Below are 17,585 nucleotides of genomic sequence, written 5' to 3' on the forward strand. Positions count from 1 at the left end.
GCCCATAATTTCAAGATTACCCGTATTATCTTGAATTTATATGACTACAGAGGCACACTTAAGGTAAGAGAATCCAAAAACCGGCTAAAAGAAGAGAGTAGGGACGGGCATGGCGAACGAAGTTATGACACCCACTGGTCAACTACAGATATTGAAAGAGTCGCCGAGGGGCGGACGTATTAGCGCCCAAAACGATGCCCAGGCAGTGACCGCATGGCTTGAAGAGTACGTGGATAGTCCACAAACCTGGAAAGCGTACCGTCGCGAAGCGGAGCGGTTGCTGCTCTGGCTCGCCAGCCAGGGGCACACGCTGGCCGATATCAACCGCGAAAACCTGCGCCGCTTTGAAGCCTTTCTCGCTGACCCACAACCAAGCGAGCAGTGGGTTGGGCCTTCAAAGCCACGCTCCCATCCAGCATGGCGACCATTTCGTGGTGCCTTGTCTCCTGCTAGCCGCCGTCAAAGCCTGGTGATACTGCAAGGTATGTTTGCTTGGTTGGTAGAAGCAGGCTGGGTTAACCACAATCCGTTTCGCTTGATGCGCGATAAATCGCGACGCCTGAGTAATCAAACGCCGCGTGTTGAGCGCTATTTGGAAAGTGATTTGTGGGCGTGGCTGTGGGAGTGGCTGAATAGCCCGTTAGAGGCTGGGGAGGGCAGTCGTGCCCGTTTTGAACATGCACGACGGCGCTTTATCTTTGGCTTTGCCTATTTGCTGGCACCGCGCCTTAGCGAGATGGCCGATGCGCGCATGGGGGATTTTCAGCGTAGCGAAGGGCGCTGGTGGTGGCATGTAGTGGGCAAGGGAAACAAGATGGCGCGCATTCCGCTGCCTGACGATATGCTGGATTGTCTGCGCCAGTGGCGCCATGTGTTGGGATTGTCTGAATACCCTGAGCAGTTTGAAGCTGAGGCACCGGTGCTTCGCGCTCTGGATGGACAGCGTGGCCTGGGCCATAACCAGCTTTATCGGCTTATTCGCGCAACGTTTCAGCAGGCGGCACAAGCACTTGAAGATATCGACGGAGCAGCGGAACATGTGACCGCGCTTAACCAGGCAACGCCGCACTGGTTAAGGCACACATCGATCACCCATCAGGCTCAATCGGGCATTAGCCTGCGCCATCTGGCCGAAAGCGCGCGACACGCGCGCCTCGACACCACCTCACGCTATCTCCATAGCGAAGACAACGAGTGGCATCTTGAACAGCAGCGACATCGATTGACTGTTTCCGACACAACCTCCCTCAAGACACCTTCGAGCCGTTATAATGGTCACAGCGAGTAATCCAATGACTCAAAATGTCAGTCGCCAAGACCAAGCCAATTCCAATAGAGAAGGAAATAGCATGAGCACTTCCGGCGCCGAACAGGCCCAGCAAGAGCTGATCGAAGATTTCGAGATATTTGATAACTGGATGGATCGTTATCAGTACATTATCGACATGGGTAAGCAGCTGCCTGACTTTCCAGAAGAGTGGAAGATCGAGGAGCTTAAAATTCAGGGCTGTCAGTCAAACGTGTGGATGCGCCATGAGGAGGAGGGAGACAAGCTGGTGTTCAAGGCAACGTCTGATGCCGCTATCGTATCCGGCCTGATTGCCGTATTGCTGCGTATTTATAGCGAGCGCACAGCGGCTGAAATTCGTGCCACCGAGCCACACTTCTTGACCGATTTGGGGCTGGATAAACACCTTTCACCCACGCGCAGCAACGGCTTGCACGCCATGCTGGAGAAGATCTACGCAGTAGCGCAGCAGAAGTAGGCTAACAAGCTAGCGAGGGTGATGATCACAGCAAGAGGGCGACGATGCTTTCTCATCATCCTCTTGGCAAAGCTGTTCGCTGCGGCCGCCGGGTACTGGATCCATACCGCCAGGATTGCCTGGGTGGCACTTAACGATCCGCCTTACGGCCATCCAGCCGCCTTTTATTGGCCCATGCACCTGAATCGCTTCAATCGTGTAGGACGAACAGCTTGGCCAGAAGCGGCAGCGTGGGCCTAAAAGGGGGCTAAGCGTATATTGATAGACTCTAACGCAGCCAATCATCACCTTCATCAATACCCAGCGCGAACCTGAGCGCAGGGCTGATATTAACCGAGTCATAGCTTGCATAGGCAGAACTAGGTTTTTTTGCCGTACAGATCGTCAGGATCAATCAGCGGCTTGCTGGTAATTGAGGCCTGCTCTCCATCCACGGCAATATAGAAACAGCTACGCCGCCCGGTGTGGCAAGCAGGCCCCGTTTGCTCGACCTGCAACAACAGCGTATCACCATCGCAATCTAGCGCAGCAGAAACAAGCAGCTGCTGCTGGCCCGATGACTCACCTTTGCGCCACAATTTTCCCCGTGAGCGCGAGTAGTAACAGACCCGCTGAGTGGTTAGCGTCTCTTCAAGCGCCTGGCGATTCATCCATGCCATCATCAAGACTTCTTTCGAATCATGTTGCTGGGCAATGGCAGGGATCAACCCATCGGTATTGAAACGCACTGCTGCTAGCAGAGTAGCAACAGCGGGCAGGCTATCTTCGGGGGTGGCGCGCTCAAGCTGTTTGAAGAGGGCATCCGGCGCGACTTGATCAAAACGGGACATAAATTTACTCGCTAGCTGTTCGACAATCCTGGCAGAACCCTTGGAGCTCAATGGTTTGGCGCTCAACATTAAAGCCCTGACGACTTGCCAGTGCTGCCAGTTGGTCACTGATCTCGTCTAAATGCAGCTCTTCAACATAACCGCAGTGGCGACAAATCAGCAGCTGAAAGCCGTGGGCATGTTCTGGGCAAGCGCAAGCTACATAGGAATTCTGCGACTCAATCCGATGCACTAGCCCTTGATCAATTAAGAACTCAAGCGCGCGATAAACCGTCGGGGGCCGGGCGGCCGCGTGCTCAGTAGAGAGCTTATCGAGCAGATCATAGGCTTTTAGCCCGCCGCCATTTTCGGCAATCATTTCCAGTACACGCCGGCGGATAGGGGTGAATCGGACGCCGCGAAGATGACATTGAGACTCCGCCTGCTGCAGTAGTGTATTCGCTTGGGTCATGGGCAACTCGTTGAACGTGGTTAGCCAGGCTCTCGTAATAGGCTCTTATAGCCAGTCTACGCGTTGGAAGAGGTGGTGTCAGGGCTTTCTACCAGCTCACTTTGCCGCGCGAAATGGTGCTGGCAAAAGGCAACACGCTGTTTGGCAGGCACGCCATCCGGCTGCCGCTCAATTAGATCCAAACGGCGGCGCAAACCTTCCCCATTGGTCATTTGAATGGCTAGGCCGGGGCGTGCATTCAGCTCAAGCAGCATTGGCCCATGCTTGCGATCCAACACCATATCGGTACCGAGATACCCCAGGCCGGTCATTTCATAACAGCCAGCCGCCAGATTCAGCAGCGTTTCCCACTGAGGTACCACTAAACTTGCCAAGTCGTGGCCTGTATCGGGATGACTAAAGCAGGGCCGGTCAAACTGAACGGCGCGTAATGCAGCCCCCGTTGCAATGTTTAGCCCCACCCCCACGGCGCCCTGGTGCAAGTTTGCCTTACCATCAGAGGCAGCGGTGGAAAGCCGCATCATGGCCATAACGGGATAGCCCTTAAAGACGATCACCCGGATATCGGGCACTCCCTCGTAGGTGTAATCCATCAAGCTTTCGTCAAAATTGATCAGCGTCTCAATCACCGCCACATCGGGCGAGCCGCCCAATGAGTAGAGGCCGGAAAGAATATTAGAAACGTGTCGCTCAACATCGGTGAGGGTTAGCTTGGCACCACTTGGCTTTATAAAAGTATTATCTTCGACCTTTTCAATTACCAAAATCCCTTTGCCGCCGCTACCTTTAGCAGGCTTGATAACAAAGCCTGGATGGCCCGTGAGCATTTCGCCGATATGCTTAACCCCGAACTGAGTGGTCACAGTGCCGATCAGTTCTGGCGACGTTATCCCATACTGCTGGGCAAGCAGTTTGGTCTTAAGTTTATCGTCCACCAAGGGATAGAGTCGGCGGCTGTTATAACGGCCAATGTAGCGGATATTACGCCGGTTCATGCCAATGATGCCTTTATCACGCAAGCGCGTGGGCCACGTCCAGTTGTTGAACCAACTCATGATGGTTTCTCATCATCAGTAATTGGCTTAAAGCGGCGTAACTCTAACAGTCGGTAACCAGTGTAATTACCCAGTAGCAAGATCAACGCCATGAGTATCAACTGCACGCCTAAGAAGTTAAACGTGATATGGCGTACCCAGGGATTGTTCATCGCCAGATAGGCAAGGACGGCGGTGATCAAGCTGCCGCCACCTTGGATCAATACCTGTTTAGGACCTTCTTCTTCCCATAAAATCGACATCCGCTCAATAGTCCATGCAAGGATGATCATCGGGAAAAAGGTAATCGTTAAGCCAGCACTCAGCCCCATGCGATAGGCCAGTACAGTAAAGATAGAAATGATCGCGATCACCGTGATGATGACCGCGGAGACCCTGGCCACCAACAGCAAGTTCAAGTAAGAGAGATAGTTACGGATAATCAGCCCGACCGCGACGATAAGCAGGAAGCCAATCAAACCCGTGGGAAGGGTGGTTTGAATGAAGGCGAGGGCGATCAACACCGGCATAAAGGTCCCGGACGTTTTGATGCCCACTAGCACACGCAAAAACACCACCATTAACGCACCAATGGGAATCAGCAAGATAGTTTGGAATAGCGCCTGTTCTTCCAACGGCAGACTATGAATGGAGAAATTCAGCAGCGTGTCTTCGGAATAGTGATTGCGCACCGCGGCTGAAGCCGGCTGATCGTGGGTCATCATTGAGAAGGTAGCCCGGGAGTTGGTGCCACCTTGTACTTCTAAAACAGCTCGACCACCCGTTTCCCACAACAGTAGGTTTTCGGGTTTGCCTTGCTCGCCTGTCAGCGGATGAAAAATGGCCCACTGCTCACCAGACTCGTCAAACACTTGAATCCAACTACTAAGTGTTTGGCGGCGACGTCCATCTTCCAATAGCAGGCCGCTTACTTCGCGCGCTAATACACCCGCTTGGTTGAGCAAGCGGACCACCAGCGCTGCTGGGTTTTCCTGAGATAACAGAAGACGCGCGTTCTCACCCTGACGCTCACCATTCACGTCTCGGATCAGTTCCCGGGCAAACGTCGCGTTATTGGCGCTGCGAGCCCAGGCTTGTTCGATCAGCTGGCTAGCCGCCGTGTCATAAGGGCTTTCCCATGGCGTTATTGGGGTCATTTCAGGCGGCGTTTGCGCCGGTGCTCGGGCATCTTGCGATACCAGCATTTGAACAGAGTAATATAGCGTTTGGCTGCCAGCCGCTTCGCGAATCGTCCACTGCGCGGTACGGCCTAGCTCATCTGCTTGGTAGGCCAAGCCATACCCTGACGATGCTGTATTTTCGGTTAATACCCGATAGCCAGCCTGATGAGAAGGCAGCGCCAAATCGACTTGCACAGGACCATCTTGAGCATTGAAGTTTATGCCCGCTTCAATCTCCCAGACTTGGCGTTGTTCACCGGGTAACCAGGGGATTTCAAACTGCACATGGCGATGTATGCTGGTGGCAATACCCGCGACCAACAGCAAGCCGACAATAATATAAAACATTAACCGTGACATGGAGATTCCTTTCTACGTAAAGCGCCAGGGGAGAGCAGTTACTCTTCTGTATCGTCGTCATCAACTGCTTCATCTTCAGCAGCTTGATCGGCTGGCTCGCCACCAGGAAACTCGGGACGGTCATGTAAGTAAGTATCGGCGACGTCTATTACCGCGATATCCATTAAGAAGCGCCGACCCAGTAGCACTGGATACTCTAAATGTGAGCGGTCATTCAGCGTGAACTCGACGTTTTCGCGGATAGGTCCCAACGTCATTAATAATGAAATAACCGGGCGGGATTCTTCACCAGAAGCTTGAAGAATACGAACCCGACGAACAATAGGCGCCTCTACCCATTCATCACGCTGTGACTCAACGGCCACATCGTCGTCGTTTAGCGCTAGTTTGAAACGCACCCAGTCTTCACCGTCACGCTCGAAGCGGGTGATTTCGTCGGCCGACAGCGATGAGGTATTAGCTCCTGAATCGACTCGCGCCTTGAGGTAGGTACCCAGGCTTGGAAAACCAACCCATTCACTACGACCCAGTAGCGTTTTCGTGCTTAGCGTCTCATCAACTTCACACTCTTCGCGGATGATGACAGGTTCTTCACCACGGGCTTCTAACTGCTGGACATCTTGGCGTAGCGAACGCAACAAACTACCGACTTCACGTACGTCGGCAGTGAGTACCTGCTGCTGATCAAGTTGGCGTGTCTGAAGCTCAGAACGGGTGTCGCATTGCTGCGCCAATTGGCTTTCTAATTCAAGGATACGAGTATTGAAAGACGCTTCGCTTAGGGGAGGCGGTTCATTAGTTTCTGGCTGGGTTGCTGCACAGCCTGCGATTGAAAGCGACAAGCTAGCTATTAGCCACAAAACACCTGGGCGCATAACGAGAGATATCCTTGGACAAATAGGTGGAGGGAATAATAAGGAGATGGGCGACGAGTGTCCAACGTCATCACGATTATTCAGACACACAATTTACCTTATTTAACATAATATATATTAAGCGAACCCAGAGGTGCCCAGTAGCCACAGCCACTTAGGTGCTCTATGCTATGGAAATACTTTACCATAGTTGTACCAGCTTCCATTTCAATATAGGAAATATCTCCATGACCCGCTCCCTGCGCATAAGCTTTTTCACACTGCTCTTCCTGCTGGCTGGCTGTGTGGGTGTTGATATCGAAGATTACGCTGATTCAGAGCCCCGCTTGGATATTGCCGAGTACTTTACAGGGACTACGCGAGCCTGGGGCATGGTGCAGGATTATTCTGGTGAGGTACAGCGCCGCTTCACGGTGGAAATCCAGGGCACTTACGAGGCCGACACACTAACGCTGGATGAGTCCTTCATGTTTTCAGATGGTGAAACCGACCGACGTGTATGGACGTTTGAACGTATCGACGTGCATCACTGGGTTGGCACCGCCAGCGACGTGAAGGATCACGTTGACGCTCGTCAATATGGTCATGTTTTCCATATGCGATACCCGTTAGAGATTGCTATCGACGGGCGAATGATTACGTTCACCATGGATGATTGGATGTACCTGCAACCGGATGGCCGCTTGATCAATCGAACGGCTATGCGAAAATTCGGCTTAACACTGGGTGAAATCACGCTAGTCTTTGAGAAAACAGGTCATTAGTAACAAAGCTCGTCATCTAGCTAAAAAAGCAGCCCGCTATTTAGCAGGCTGCTTTTTTCATCTCATGCTGACGCTTTTTTAACTGCTTTCTAAATAGCGTTTTCTATTCTGCTGCGTATGAACCGTCTTCCTGGTGGACTTCGTTGCCGGTAATCGGCGGTGTGAAGACACAAGCAACCGTCATTCCTTTTTCTTTACCGCGTAGCAGGTGCTCATCATGCTGATCTAAAAGATAAATATCGCCTGCTTTGATCGGCCAGATTTTACCGTCGGCCAGGGTTTCCACCTCGCCTTCACCTTCATAGCAAAACACCGCTTCGTAGTGGTTTTTGTAATGAATGTGGGTCTCAGTACCGGGGAAAATGCGGGTAATGTGGAACGAGAAACCAGCGTTATCATTGGCCAAAACAAGACGCGTGCTGTCCCAATTACCATTTTCAGCGGTAACTAGGCGTTCTGTTTTGCGCGCTTCTTCGAGATTACGAACGATCATAGAAGTACTCCATAGCATAGCGGCTAGCGATTACCAGCCGCAGTTCCCTAAAGAAACAGGTGTGAGTTTACGCTTTATCCTAACGCCAAATTACTCGCTAGCAACAGCTTTCACGCACATTTCCAGAATATCCAGACCTTTCAGCAGGTCTTCATCGCTGATGGTCAGTGGGCACAGGCACTTCACGACTTCACCGTCCTGACCACTGGTTTCAATTATTAAGCCGTGCTCAAAAGCTTTGCTGGTAATTTTATCCGCGATATCTCCCGATACCACGTCAATGCCGCGCATCAGACCACGACCACGTTCAGTGGCAGGTATTCCGCTCTCAGTCAGCAGTGCCGCAAGCTTCTGGAAACGCTCTTCTACAATACGCCCTTTGCGCTGAACATCACGCTCAAAGGTATCGTTGGTCCAATATTTTTTTAATGCTGCGGTCGCTGTCACCATTGCTAAGCTGAAGCCACGGAAGGTGCCGTTATATTGACCCGGTTTCCACTTATCCAGCTCTGGACGCATCAACACATGCGCAAATGGCAGACCAAAGCCAGAGAGTGACTTCGAGTTGGTAATGATGTCAGGCGTAATGCCTGCATGCTCAAAGCTGAAGAACTTGCCGGTACGACCACATCCTGCTTGGATATCATCGATAATCAGCAGAATATCATGGGCTCGGCAAATACTTTCCAGACGCTTCAGCCACTCCAGGCCTGCCACGTTGATACCGCCCTCGCCTTGCACGGTCTCAATAATAACACCAGCTGGAACGTCCAGGCCGCCGGATTTGTCGCCCAGCAGTTTTTCAAAGTAATCCAGCGTGTCGGTATGCTCGCCCATGTAGCCATCATAGGGCAGGAAGCTGGCACCCTGCGTCGGGATACCCCCCGTGGCTTCACGGAACTTACGGTTACCGGTGGTAGCCAAAGCGCCCATCGTTACACCGTGGAAGCCATTGGTGAACGTCACGATGTTGTGACGGCCTTTAGCAACACGGGCCAGACGAATAGCGGCTTCGACAGCGTTGGTGCCAGTCGGCCCCGGTAGATGTACTTTATAGTCAAGACCGCGTGGCTTGAAGATTACTTCTTCAAGCGTTTCTAAATAATCGCGCTTGGCATTGGTCCACATGTCCAGACCGTGCACAACACCGTCCGTTGACAGGTAATCAATCATTGCCTGCTTCATGTGCGGATTATTGTGGCCGTAGTTAAGCGTGCCCGCGCCGGCGAGGAAATCAATGTACTCACGGCCGTTCTCATCGGTTAGGCGCGCATTTTGCGCTTTGGTAAACACCACCGGGAATGAACGAGAATAAGTACGTACATTGGATTCCATGCGTTCAAGCGTCTGGGTCTGCATTGCGACCTCCTTGGTCAATCATTATGCCATTAGGCGTTGCTAGCCCGGAGCAACATGAGCGGGAAAAACAGTATGTTCACTACATGCTATTGACAATTAAATGCACGTATTAGATTCGGTCTGTTTGGAACGGACCGATACGAACCAGGTTTTCCGGGTCATGCTCCCCTCCGAGCTGTTCGGTAGAGAAATATTCGCGGCTATTGAGCGGCGCATGCCAGCGCGCGGCCAAGCGACGAAATAAGCCCCAAGAGGCTAGATTGTCTGGCGTAATCGTAGTTTCAAGGTGATGCACATCATCAAGCTCGGGGCGGGACATAATCGCCTCGACCAAGCGGCGCGCAAGCCCCGTACCGCGTGCTTTTTCGCCGACGGCCACCTGCCATAAGAAATAAGTATCCGGGGCATTATCCTTCACATAGCCCGATACAAAACCAACGATTTCACCCTCTTCATTGGTAGCGACTGCACAGGTATCACGAAACTGTGTAGCGAGTAACAAATAGGCGTAGGCAGAATTCACATCCAGCGGCGGGCAGGCTTTGATAAGCTCGTATACGCCCCAGCCATCATCCGCATTAGGTTTGCGAATAAACAGCGGTGTCTCTGCATGACCAACGACGGCATCGGCCACTGTAGGCCTGGCCAAGTCCGCAGAGGGGGTAAACGGTTGTATGGGCGTACTCATAGTTATGCTTCGCTGTAGCGAATTTGATGATCATTATAACAGCTGATTATGAGCAATTCAAAAGCCATATTATTCACCACCCTACTTTCCATAATTTTTTGTTATGAGAGGCGACTTGTTAGCTATCTGCTCGCGCTCAGATCCGTCGTTACTGGTTTAGAATAGCCCAACTCGCCGACAAAAAAAGGCGTGCCAATGGGCACACCTAAATCAGTCTTCACAGGCGATGTCTTCACGGGCATCCAGCGCTCGTCGCAAGGCAACATAAGCAACGGATCAAGTACGCGTGAGCGTACGCATGGTGACGAACTCCTCTGCTCCCGTTGGGTGGATACCCACAGTGCGGTCAAAGTCATACTTGGTAAGGCCTGCCCTTACCGCGATAGCTATACCCTGAATGATTTCACCTGCGTCGTCGCCCACCATATGAGCCCCGACCACCACATCAGTGGCATCGTCTACCACCAATTTTATTAAGGTGCGCTCTTGGCTACCCGACAAAGTGTGCTTCATAGCCCGAAAATTGGTGCTATAAACGCGGATATTGGTGAATTTTTCACGAGCCGCCTCTTCGGAGAGCCCTACCGTACCGATGTTAGGGTGACAAAAAACAGCGGTTGGAATCGTGGTGTAATCGAGCGGCTGGGGAACGGTATCGGCAAAGTGGACATCCACCAGCTGCATCGCTTCTGCCAAAGCCACTGGCGTCAGTTCTGGGCCGGCGATTAAGTCGCCTAGCGCAAGAATCGACGGTTGCGCCGTTTCAAAACGCTCGTTGACAGGGATCTTGCCCTGCTCATCCAGGTTAATACCCAGCGCCTCCAGACCCAGGTCTTTGATATTAGCTTTGCGCCCAGTTGCCGCCAGTACCACATCGACTTCCATTACCTGCCCATCGGTGAGATGAACGTTGTAGGCATTCTGGGTGGCTTCAATACGCTCAATATTGGTGTTGAAGTGAAGATTGACCCCCTTTCTTTCCATTTCGGCACAGGTGAATTCACGAACCTGTTGATCAAATCCTTTCAAGAACAGTTCGCCACGGTAGATAAGGTGTGTCTCACTGCCAAGCCCGTTGAAAATACTGGAGAACTCGACTGCGATGTAACCACCACCCAAAACTAGAAAGCGTTTGGGAAACGTATCAAGATCAAAGATCTGGTTGGAGTCCAGCGCATATTCACTACCCGGAAAATCGGGCACCCATGGCCACCCGCCCGTGGCCACCAGGATTTTTTCTGCGCTTATCGAAATATCGCCATGCTCTCCGCTCAACGTCACCGTATTCGCATCAGCCAGCCGAGCCCGTGCATTAAAGAGCGTTACCCCGGCACCCTCCAGCATCCGCTGATAAATACCGTTTAGCCGTTTGATTTCGCTTATTTTATTATCTCGCAGCGTCGCCCAGTCAAAGCTTGCAGGGCCAGGCAACCGCCAGCCAAAACCGGCCGAGTCATCAAAGCTATCTTGAAAATGGGCGGCGTATGAGTAAAGTTTTTTGGGCACACAGCCAACGTTGACACAGGTACCGCCCAGGTATCGGTCTTCGGCAATCGCCACTTTGGCACCGGTGGCGGCTGCCATACGCGCAGCACGTACGCCGCCGGAGCCTGCACCAATCACCAGGAGGTCATATTCGTATTCGGAAACGTCTGCCATCGTTTGCTCCTGTGAAGTTAAATATTCCTACCCCTGACGGCCGAACAAGGATATTGACCTGACTGTCGGGGGAGGTTAAAACCATTTGCTGCTATTTTATACTGTTCAATCCCTTATACTTACTAAGATTTATTATTCCGCTTCTCGATCAGCGACTTAACTCTATTTAATCTTGCTGGAGACTCTATGTCTGACTCTATTGCGACGCTACTCGATAACAATCGTGCCTGGGCTGAGCGCATGTGCGAAGAGGACCCCGACTACTTTAAACGGCTTTCGAGTCAGCAAAACCCAGACTATTTATGGATTGGCTGTTCGGATAGCCGTGTGCCCGCCAATCAAATTATTGCGCTGCCGCCTGGGGAAGTCTTCGTTCATCGCAATGTAGCGAACCTGCTCCACCATACGGATATGAATGCCCTGTCAGTGGTTCAGTACGCGGTGGATGTGCTTAAAGTCAGCCATATTATGATTGTTGGACACTATGGTTGTGGGGGTATTAAGGCCGCCATGATGGGTGGCGAATGCGGTGTGGTCGATTATTGGCTACATTCGGTTCGCGAACAGTACAACCGTCACCGTGATTCGCTAGACCATCTTCCTCTGGAAGACCAAATTGACCGTATGTGCGAGCTCAACGTTAAAGCGCAGGTGAATAGCTTGTGCCGTACCAAGATTTTGCAGCGCGCCTGGCAGCGCGGGCAGCAAATCTCGGTACATGGCTGGGTTTACGGTTTAAGTGATGGTCGCGTTAAAGACCTGAATTGCACCATCAGTGGCTTAGAGCAAGTGGAAACGCTTTACCGCATTGACCGCATACAATCAGGCGATTAAGTCTCTCTTTTAGCGCCTACTGAGACGCTAGTCGTAGCGGTAGGCGCGATGGCAGCTCTTGCAGCTAGCACCTACCTCTGAAAGTGCTCGCGCCGTGTTACGGGTATCCCCCTGTTCGGCAACCTCAACCAACTGAGTGATTTTATCCTCAAGATCAGTAAAGCCAGCGGCAAACTCATTCCACTCTTCCCAAATAGAGGCGCGCGCCTCAGAACCCCCGCCATGCGTACCTGCAATAAAGGAAGGCAGTAGCTGCTGTGCAGTCGCACGCTCTTGGAGTTCCGTTAAGCGCGGGGCAGCAGTCTCTACATCTTGATTGTTAATTAAGTCAAAACGCAGCTGACGAACCAGGCTTTCAATATCTTTGAGCTCTTGCTGGCGCCACATCACTGCGTCACGCTCGCTGGCGAACTGAGTGTCGCCAACTGTTTGAGGCATCGAAAGCTCACTAGTGGCCTCCTCGCTCGCCCAGGATAACGGCGCACACAGCAGCAGCGCCAAAGTGCTGCCTATCGCGCTACGCTTGAAAGCCCGCTTTCGGTGATAACGCTGCTGCATAATGGCTTCCTTTATAATGCGCTGGTTGGCTTGGTTAAAACTCGCTTTTAGCCTATCGGACACGTCACACCGGTGCCTTTTAAGCCGCAGTAGCCATTGGGGTTTTTATCGAGATACTGCTGATGGTAAGCCTCTGCATAATAAAACGCTTCAAGCGGTTTTATTTCGGTAGTGATTTGCCCTTTGCCTGCCTTGTCAAGCGCCTGCTGAAATGCGGACGCGCTTTGTTCAGCGGCTGCTTGCTGAGCCTCGTTGGTGGTGAAAATAGCCGAACGATACTGCGATCCAATATCGTTGCCCTGGCGATTTCCCTGGGTAGGATCGTGCTGTTCCCAGAACACCTGTAGCAGCGATTCCAGATCGACCTGCTTAGGATCGTAGACCACTCTCACCACCTCGGTGTGGCCGGTACGCCCTGTGCAGGTCTCATCATAGGTGGGGTTGGGCGTTTCACCGCCGGCATAACCTGCCGCGGTCACATAGACGCCGGGCAATTGCCAAAACAGACGTTCAACGCCCCAGAAGCAGCCCATCCCCAGCACAATCTCTTCATGGCCCTCTGGAAACGGAGGGCGCAACGAATGCCCGCTGATGGAGTGAACATCGCTGGTCTCTATAGGGGTATCACGGCCAGGCAGTACACGACTGGTACTTGAAGAAGAAAATAGCGACATATCGCCCTCACTCATTGCTGCTGTAAGATTTTTGGGTCACCGGAACGGGTAAAGGTGTAGATCAAGTCCACCGCCTGATTGGTACCCGATACGGCCTGAAGATAAAGATTACGCCACAGCGTATAGCGTAGTGTTAGTTCTGCAATCGGCGAGAAAATTCCCACGCCGTAACTAATCCTAAGGTCGTCGGTCAGTTGGCCACTGACGGCGACTTGGCTGTCATCGCCTGCGCCGGTGGTATCCAGTGTTAAGTCGTCAATGCCGAAAGCCTCGCCAATCGAGCCCACTGCGCCACCGGTGCGTCCTAACGACATACCAATCAACGCCGTGGTCAGTGCGCTATCCACCCCACCGCCAGAGGCATCCGGAGCGCGGCCCCGTAGTAGATATGAAAGTGCACGTGCTTCATTCATCGCTGGTTCAGAAAAGATCTGTACATTGGGGGCTTCGGCACTACCGGTGACACGCAGGCCAGCAGTAACGTCATCTTCAGTGACATCGGAATTACGGATGGCCTCAAAGTCGAGGGTAGGTAGCCCGGGGGGGCCGCTAAACAGTAGTTCACCGCGGCGAATGACCAAGTCTTGACCAAACGCCTGGAAGCGTCCATCAACTAAATTGACATCGCCAAATAGCTGTAATGCACCGCCACCTTGACGAATTTCTAACGAGCCTCCCAATCCGGACTCTAAGCCGTAGGCCGATATCTGCATATCACTGCCCAGCGTTAGCGTTACCAGCACATCAAGGGCCATGCCGGTAGCGGCAAGTTCATCTGCAGCGCTAGGCTCATCACCATTGGCAGCAGCACGCCGTGCCTCAATTTCTGCCTGCCGATCGTCGCGCTCGGTGATAATCACTTCATCACCGCTAGGCGTAACGGCCGACGACGGCATATCGCCAATTTCAAGTCTTGCCCAGGGCAAGTTGATATCTCCCCTTACTTGTAGTGTCTCTGGGGTCACACGAACTCGAATATCAGGCGCAGCTTCTAGACGACCAAACTGTGGCAATACGATCAGAATAGGCTCTTGAACAGCATTTAGATCGACGCCAATGCGCCAATCGTCACCGCTTGGCCAGTAAGCATCACCGGTGATTTCCAAACGCCCGCGCTCGGCCGCCAGATAACCGTCAATATCGCCCTGCTCACCGTCAAAGGAGACCAGTAACTCACCATCTTGTACGTCAACGGGAATATCAGGACCATTAACACGAATACCACGTAACCCAAGCTGGCCTTGTAAACCGGGCTGAGCGGTAGTGCCCGAAATTTGCACACTACCTGTCAGATCCCCTTCCAATTGCTCCATCCCGACGAGCATAGGGCGATAAGGTTGCAGTGAAACATCGTTTGCACGCAGCTCCCCATCTAGCTCGCCTGCCCCTAGTGGGTCATTGATCGATAAATCCAGATTTAGATCGCCTGCCTCGGCAAGGGACAGCGTTACATTGGCATCCGCTTGTGCTTGGTTAGCCTCAATCTGGGCGTCTAAATTGATTTCTGGTAGTTGCACGGGCTGACCATAATCATTGATGGCAGTGACTGCGAGTTCACTTAGCACCTGAAGATTTGCCTGCCACTGTGCACCGCCCTGGCGCCAATTAACGTTAAGATCCGCCGTTGTGTCGCCTTCTAACTGCCACTCTTCGGGTAAAAAAGGCTCCAGCATTTCCATAGGCACTTCACGTAATGAAAGCACGGCGCTGCCCTGTTGAGCAGAAGCATTTATTTGCTCTTCAGAACAAACCAGACCGCCCTGCTCACGGCGTAGGCAGAAGGGTGAAAGGTTCGCCTGACCGCTCGCCAAGTTGTAACGAAGATCCAAAGGTGCTTCAAGGCTAATATCGCCCGCTTCGGAAATGATTTCCAGTGGCGTTACCCGAGCCTGATACAATTGATTCGGCTGATCAAAACGCCCATCAAGGGCGAGTTGCGCGCGACTTAATACGTTGTTGTCCGTACCCTGGGCATTAAGCTCAAGACGGTGCTCTGAGAGATGCCCGGCTAAAGTTACGTTCATGGCAGACAGCGCTTGGCCACCGGCATTGACGTTTTGTAGAGCCAGTTGCACATCAAGGGCAGGATCATCGATTCCCTGCACATTGGCATTTAGCGTGAGCCTTTCAATGCGATTTTCGCCGAAACGCACGCCATCACCTTGTAAGTCAGCCAGCAATTGCGGCTGATCAAAGCTACCGCTAGCCTTCAGCGTTCCCACAATGTTGCCCGCCAGATCCGGCGAGAGGGTTTGCAGCTGGCGTAGCGCAATGTCGGCATTTAACGACATCGCCTGTTCGCTGATTTGGCCTGCCGCTTCCAGACGGTTATCCCCCTGGGTAAACAGCAACTGTTTAATATCCAACTCCATATTGCTGTTGGCGTCCAGAGCTGCCTGCAGTGTTAGGGGGTAGTCGCGCAGGACACCATCAATCGCCAAGTTGGGTACACTGACAGCCCACACGGCACCTTGCGGGCTCTCTTGCTGGAACAGGGAAAACTCAATATCGCCATTCAGACTGCCGTCTAACTGATCCACGAAGTGGGAAGGGTCAAACTGATCCAAACGGATACTCGCATTAACCTGCAAGGGAGCTAACCAGCTAACGGTGCCTTCACTGCGCAGGGAACTTTCGCCTACGATCAGGTTAAGCGGCTGCCAGCTAAAGTGTTCAAGGTCTCCCTCACCGCTGACGTTAATCTGGGTACGCGGCACGCTGGGGCCCTCAGCGGCCAGCGCGAGCTGAGCGCTATACTCACTTAGGCTTCCGGTCACCTGTAAATCCAGCTCATCGACCACATAAGGGTTGATGGTCCCATCGCCGTCGGCTTGCGCCGTTTCATCAACGGCTAGCGGCCACTGGACCCGGTCACTTTGTAACTGCACTTGAAATGGCAGCGTGGGGGCTAGCGCGTCTACTTGGCCGTATAACGACGCGTTTACCGCGCCGGATGCTTCCAGCCGTGCTTCAAGTGCGTCGAGTGGACCAGACAGCGTTAATGTCAAGGTCTCGCCATCGAGCTCAGGAAACCTCTCAGCTAAAAAAAGTTCTACGTTCAAACGAGCTTCAAGTGGGTAACTGCCGCTTAAAGTCGCCTTTGCGGTTAATTCAGCCTCGACGTCTGGCGTAACGACAGCAAGCTCGGTTAACTCAACGCGGTCGCCCTCGGTCATCAGTCCAAGCTGAAGGCGTTCCACTTGATACTCAGTGGCGCCTTCCAGGCGAAAATCGTTAAGCGTAAATTCGGGTATTTGAATATCCACCGGCAAGGTAATGTCAGGTAATTCCAACCGTTCTCGTGTTTCTAACTGCTCTTCTAGCGACTCTACTGCCAGTACGGCCTCGTCTTGCGGTTCGCGGAGCAATATAGCAGCATCGATAGCCTCAGCAGAAAGTGGTGTTTCAGTGGCTTGCGTTAGTAACACGCCTGCCGATGGCGGCAAATAAAGGCGAGGTTGCTCCAAGTGGGTCGGCTCAAGTCGCACTTGATTGCCTTCAGCAACAGCCGCTGAGCTTAACGAGCGCCATGCGACCTCGGTGCCGTCGGCAAGGCGTAGGCTGACATCTTCAAGCTGTAGCGAACGTAACTCGATCGGGAAGGGAAAACGAATAGCGAGTGGCGACCCCTCCTCTTCTGGCGGCGGCTCCTGTTCGCCCGATGCGCCTAAACGCACATTAGCGCCTACCACGCGGAGCGTGTCGATGCATAACCGGCCCGACAGGACGCAGTCATCCGCCCACGCAAGCTCAAATTCATCCACGGTGATACGGGTTTCACCCAGCTGCAGTTGGAAATCTTCGATCAGAAAATGATCAAGCAGCCCACCTTCATGGCCTGCATAGGTGAATAAGTCCCGCTGCTCCCCCTGCGAGAGCAATACACCAGTGCCCCAAGGCGATAACGCTACCCCAACAAGCAGCGCCGTAATCCCAAACAGCCAAATTGGCAATACGATAATCAGGCGCAAAAAGCTCCATAATAGAAGCCAGGTACGGTATTTGGGTGATAGTCGCTGGCGCTTATCAGACGTCGCTGTTTCAACCTGAGACAAATCT

The 17,585-nt window shown here is 52.7% G+C and carries 17 protein-coding genes; 4 read left to right on the top strand and 13 right to left on the bottom strand.

What is annotated here, in order from left to right:
- Window positions 1-124 precede the first annotated feature (124 nt).
- Entirely contained in the window at window positions 125-1,288 is a 1,164-nt protein-coding gene (locus HZS80_RS02715) for a tyrosine-type recombinase/integrase (RefSeq protein ID WP_246361689.1), read from the top strand.
- A 61-nt stretch (window positions 1,289-1,349) separates the two neighbouring features.
- The gene (locus tag HZS80_RS02720; protein WP_179915105.1) at window positions 1,350-1,766 is read left to right on the top strand and encodes a SufE family protein; all 417 of its coding nucleotides are present in this window, start codon (window positions 1,350-1,352) and stop codon (window positions 1,764-1,766) included.
- 9 nt (window positions 1,767-1,775) lie between these two features.
- Here the strand turns inward: HZS80_RS02720 and yidD are convergent, their stop codons facing one another.
- From yidD to HZS80_RS02750, 6 genes are read right to left on the bottom strand one after another with little or no spacing between them, the layout of a single operon-like run.
- Window positions 1,776-2,108: a membrane protein insertion efficiency factor YidD gene (gene yidD / locus HZS80_RS02725; protein ID WP_179915209.1), complete on the bottom strand. Its 333-nt coding sequence runs from the start codon at window positions 2,106-2,108 to the stop codon at window positions 1,776-1,778.
- Window positions 2,109-2,125: 17 nt separating this feature from the next.
- A complete protein-coding gene (gene hisI, locus HZS80_RS02730) occupies window positions 2,126-2,596 on the bottom strand; it encodes a phosphoribosyl-AMP cyclohydrolase (RefSeq protein WP_179915106.1) in 471 nt (156 codons plus the stop codon).
- 4 nt (window positions 2,597-2,600) lie between these two features.
- Window positions 2,601-3,047 carry a transcriptional repressor gene (locus HZS80_RS02735; protein ID WP_179915107.1) on the bottom strand — a complete coding sequence of 149 codons (447 nt, stop codon included), beginning with the start codon at window positions 3,045-3,047 and terminating at the stop codon, window positions 2,601-2,603.
- 56 nt (window positions 3,048-3,103) lie between these two features.
- Window positions 3,104-4,102 carry an alpha-L-glutamate ligase-like protein gene (locus HZS80_RS02740; RefSeq protein WP_179915108.1) on the bottom strand — a complete coding sequence of 333 codons (999 nt, stop codon included), beginning with the start codon at window positions 4,100-4,102 and terminating at the stop codon, window positions 3,104-3,106.
- A complete protein-coding gene (locus tag HZS80_RS02745) occupies window positions 4,099-5,622 on the bottom strand; it encodes an inactive transglutaminase family protein (RefSeq protein WP_179915109.1) in 1,524 nt (507 codons plus the stop codon). The genes HZS80_RS02740 and HZS80_RS02745 overlap by 4 nt, the downstream gene beginning before the upstream one ends.
- A gap of 38 nt (window positions 5,623-5,660) precedes the next feature.
- Window positions 5,661-6,497: an ATP-dependent zinc protease family protein gene (locus tag HZS80_RS02750; protein ID WP_179915110.1), complete on the bottom strand. Its 837-nt coding sequence runs from the start codon at window positions 6,495-6,497 to the stop codon at window positions 5,661-5,663.
- A 227-nt stretch (window positions 6,498-6,724) separates the two neighbouring features.
- Here HZS80_RS02750 and HZS80_RS02755 point away from each other — a divergent pair, with 227 nt between their 5' ends.
- On the top strand, window positions 6,725-7,261 hold the full coding sequence (locus HZS80_RS02755) for a DUF3833 domain-containing protein (RefSeq protein ID WP_179915111.1): 537 nt from the start codon (window positions 6,725-6,727) through the stop codon (window positions 7,259-7,261).
- A 103-nt stretch (window positions 7,262-7,364) separates the two neighbouring features.
- Here the strand turns inward: HZS80_RS02755 and HZS80_RS02760 are convergent, their stop codons facing one another.
- The 4 genes from HZS80_RS02760 to gorA all read right to left on the bottom strand — a co-directional run bounded on the left by HZS80_RS02760 (window position 7,365) and on the right by gorA (window position 11,460).
- Window positions 7,365-7,754, bottom strand: coding sequence for an ectoine synthase (locus HZS80_RS02760; RefSeq protein ID WP_008957961.1), 390 nt, complete (start codon window positions 7,752-7,754; stop codon window positions 7,365-7,367).
- A gap of 90 nt (window positions 7,755-7,844) precedes the next feature.
- Window positions 7,845-9,113 (bottom strand): diaminobutyrate--2-oxoglutarate transaminase, encoded by a 1,269-nt coding sequence (gene ectB, locus HZS80_RS02765; RefSeq protein ID WP_179915112.1) that lies wholly within the window; start codon window positions 9,111-9,113, stop codon window positions 7,845-7,847.
- A gap of 109 nt (window positions 9,114-9,222) precedes the next feature.
- Entirely contained in the window at window positions 9,223-9,801 is a 579-nt protein-coding gene (ectA, locus tag HZS80_RS02770) for a diaminobutyrate acetyltransferase (RefSeq protein WP_008957963.1), read from the bottom strand.
- 276 nt (window positions 9,802-10,077) lie between these two features.
- Window positions 10,078-11,460, bottom strand: coding sequence for a glutathione-disulfide reductase (gene gorA, locus HZS80_RS02775; RefSeq protein ID WP_179915113.1), 1,383 nt, complete (start codon window positions 11,458-11,460; stop codon window positions 10,078-10,080).
- Between the two features lie 186 nt (window positions 11,461-11,646).
- Here gorA and can point away from each other — a divergent pair, with 186 nt between their 5' ends.
- On the top strand, window positions 11,647-12,294 hold the full coding sequence (gene can, locus HZS80_RS02780) for a carbonate dehydratase (protein ID WP_176302125.1): 648 nt from the start codon (window positions 11,647-11,649) through the stop codon (window positions 12,292-12,294).
- Between the two features lie 27 nt (window positions 12,295-12,321).
- Here the strand turns inward: can and HZS80_RS02785 are convergent, their stop codons facing one another.
- From HZS80_RS02785 to tamB, 3 genes are read right to left on the bottom strand one after another with little or no spacing between them, the layout of a single operon-like run.
- Window positions 12,322-12,852 carry a c-type cytochrome gene (locus HZS80_RS02785; RefSeq protein WP_179915114.1) on the bottom strand — a complete coding sequence of 177 codons (531 nt, stop codon included), beginning with the start codon at window positions 12,850-12,852 and terminating at the stop codon, window positions 12,322-12,324.
- 47 nt (window positions 12,853-12,899) lie between these two features.
- Window positions 12,900-13,526, bottom strand: coding sequence for a peptide-methionine (S)-S-oxide reductase MsrA (gene msrA / locus HZS80_RS02790; protein ID WP_035558213.1), 627 nt, complete (start codon window positions 13,524-13,526; stop codon window positions 12,900-12,902).
- Between the two features lie 11 nt (window positions 13,527-13,537).
- Complete coding sequence (tamB, locus tag HZS80_RS02795) at window positions 13,538-17,581, bottom strand: autotransporter assembly complex protein TamB (protein ID WP_179915115.1); 4,044 nt, start codon at window positions 17,579-17,581, stop codon at window positions 13,538-13,540.
- Window positions 17,582-17,585 lie beyond the last annotated feature (4 nt).

It is taken from the genome of Vreelandella glaciei, assembly GCF_013415125.1.
Lineage (GTDB): Bacteria > Pseudomonadota > Gammaproteobacteria > Pseudomonadales > Halomonadaceae > Vreelandella > Vreelandella glaciei.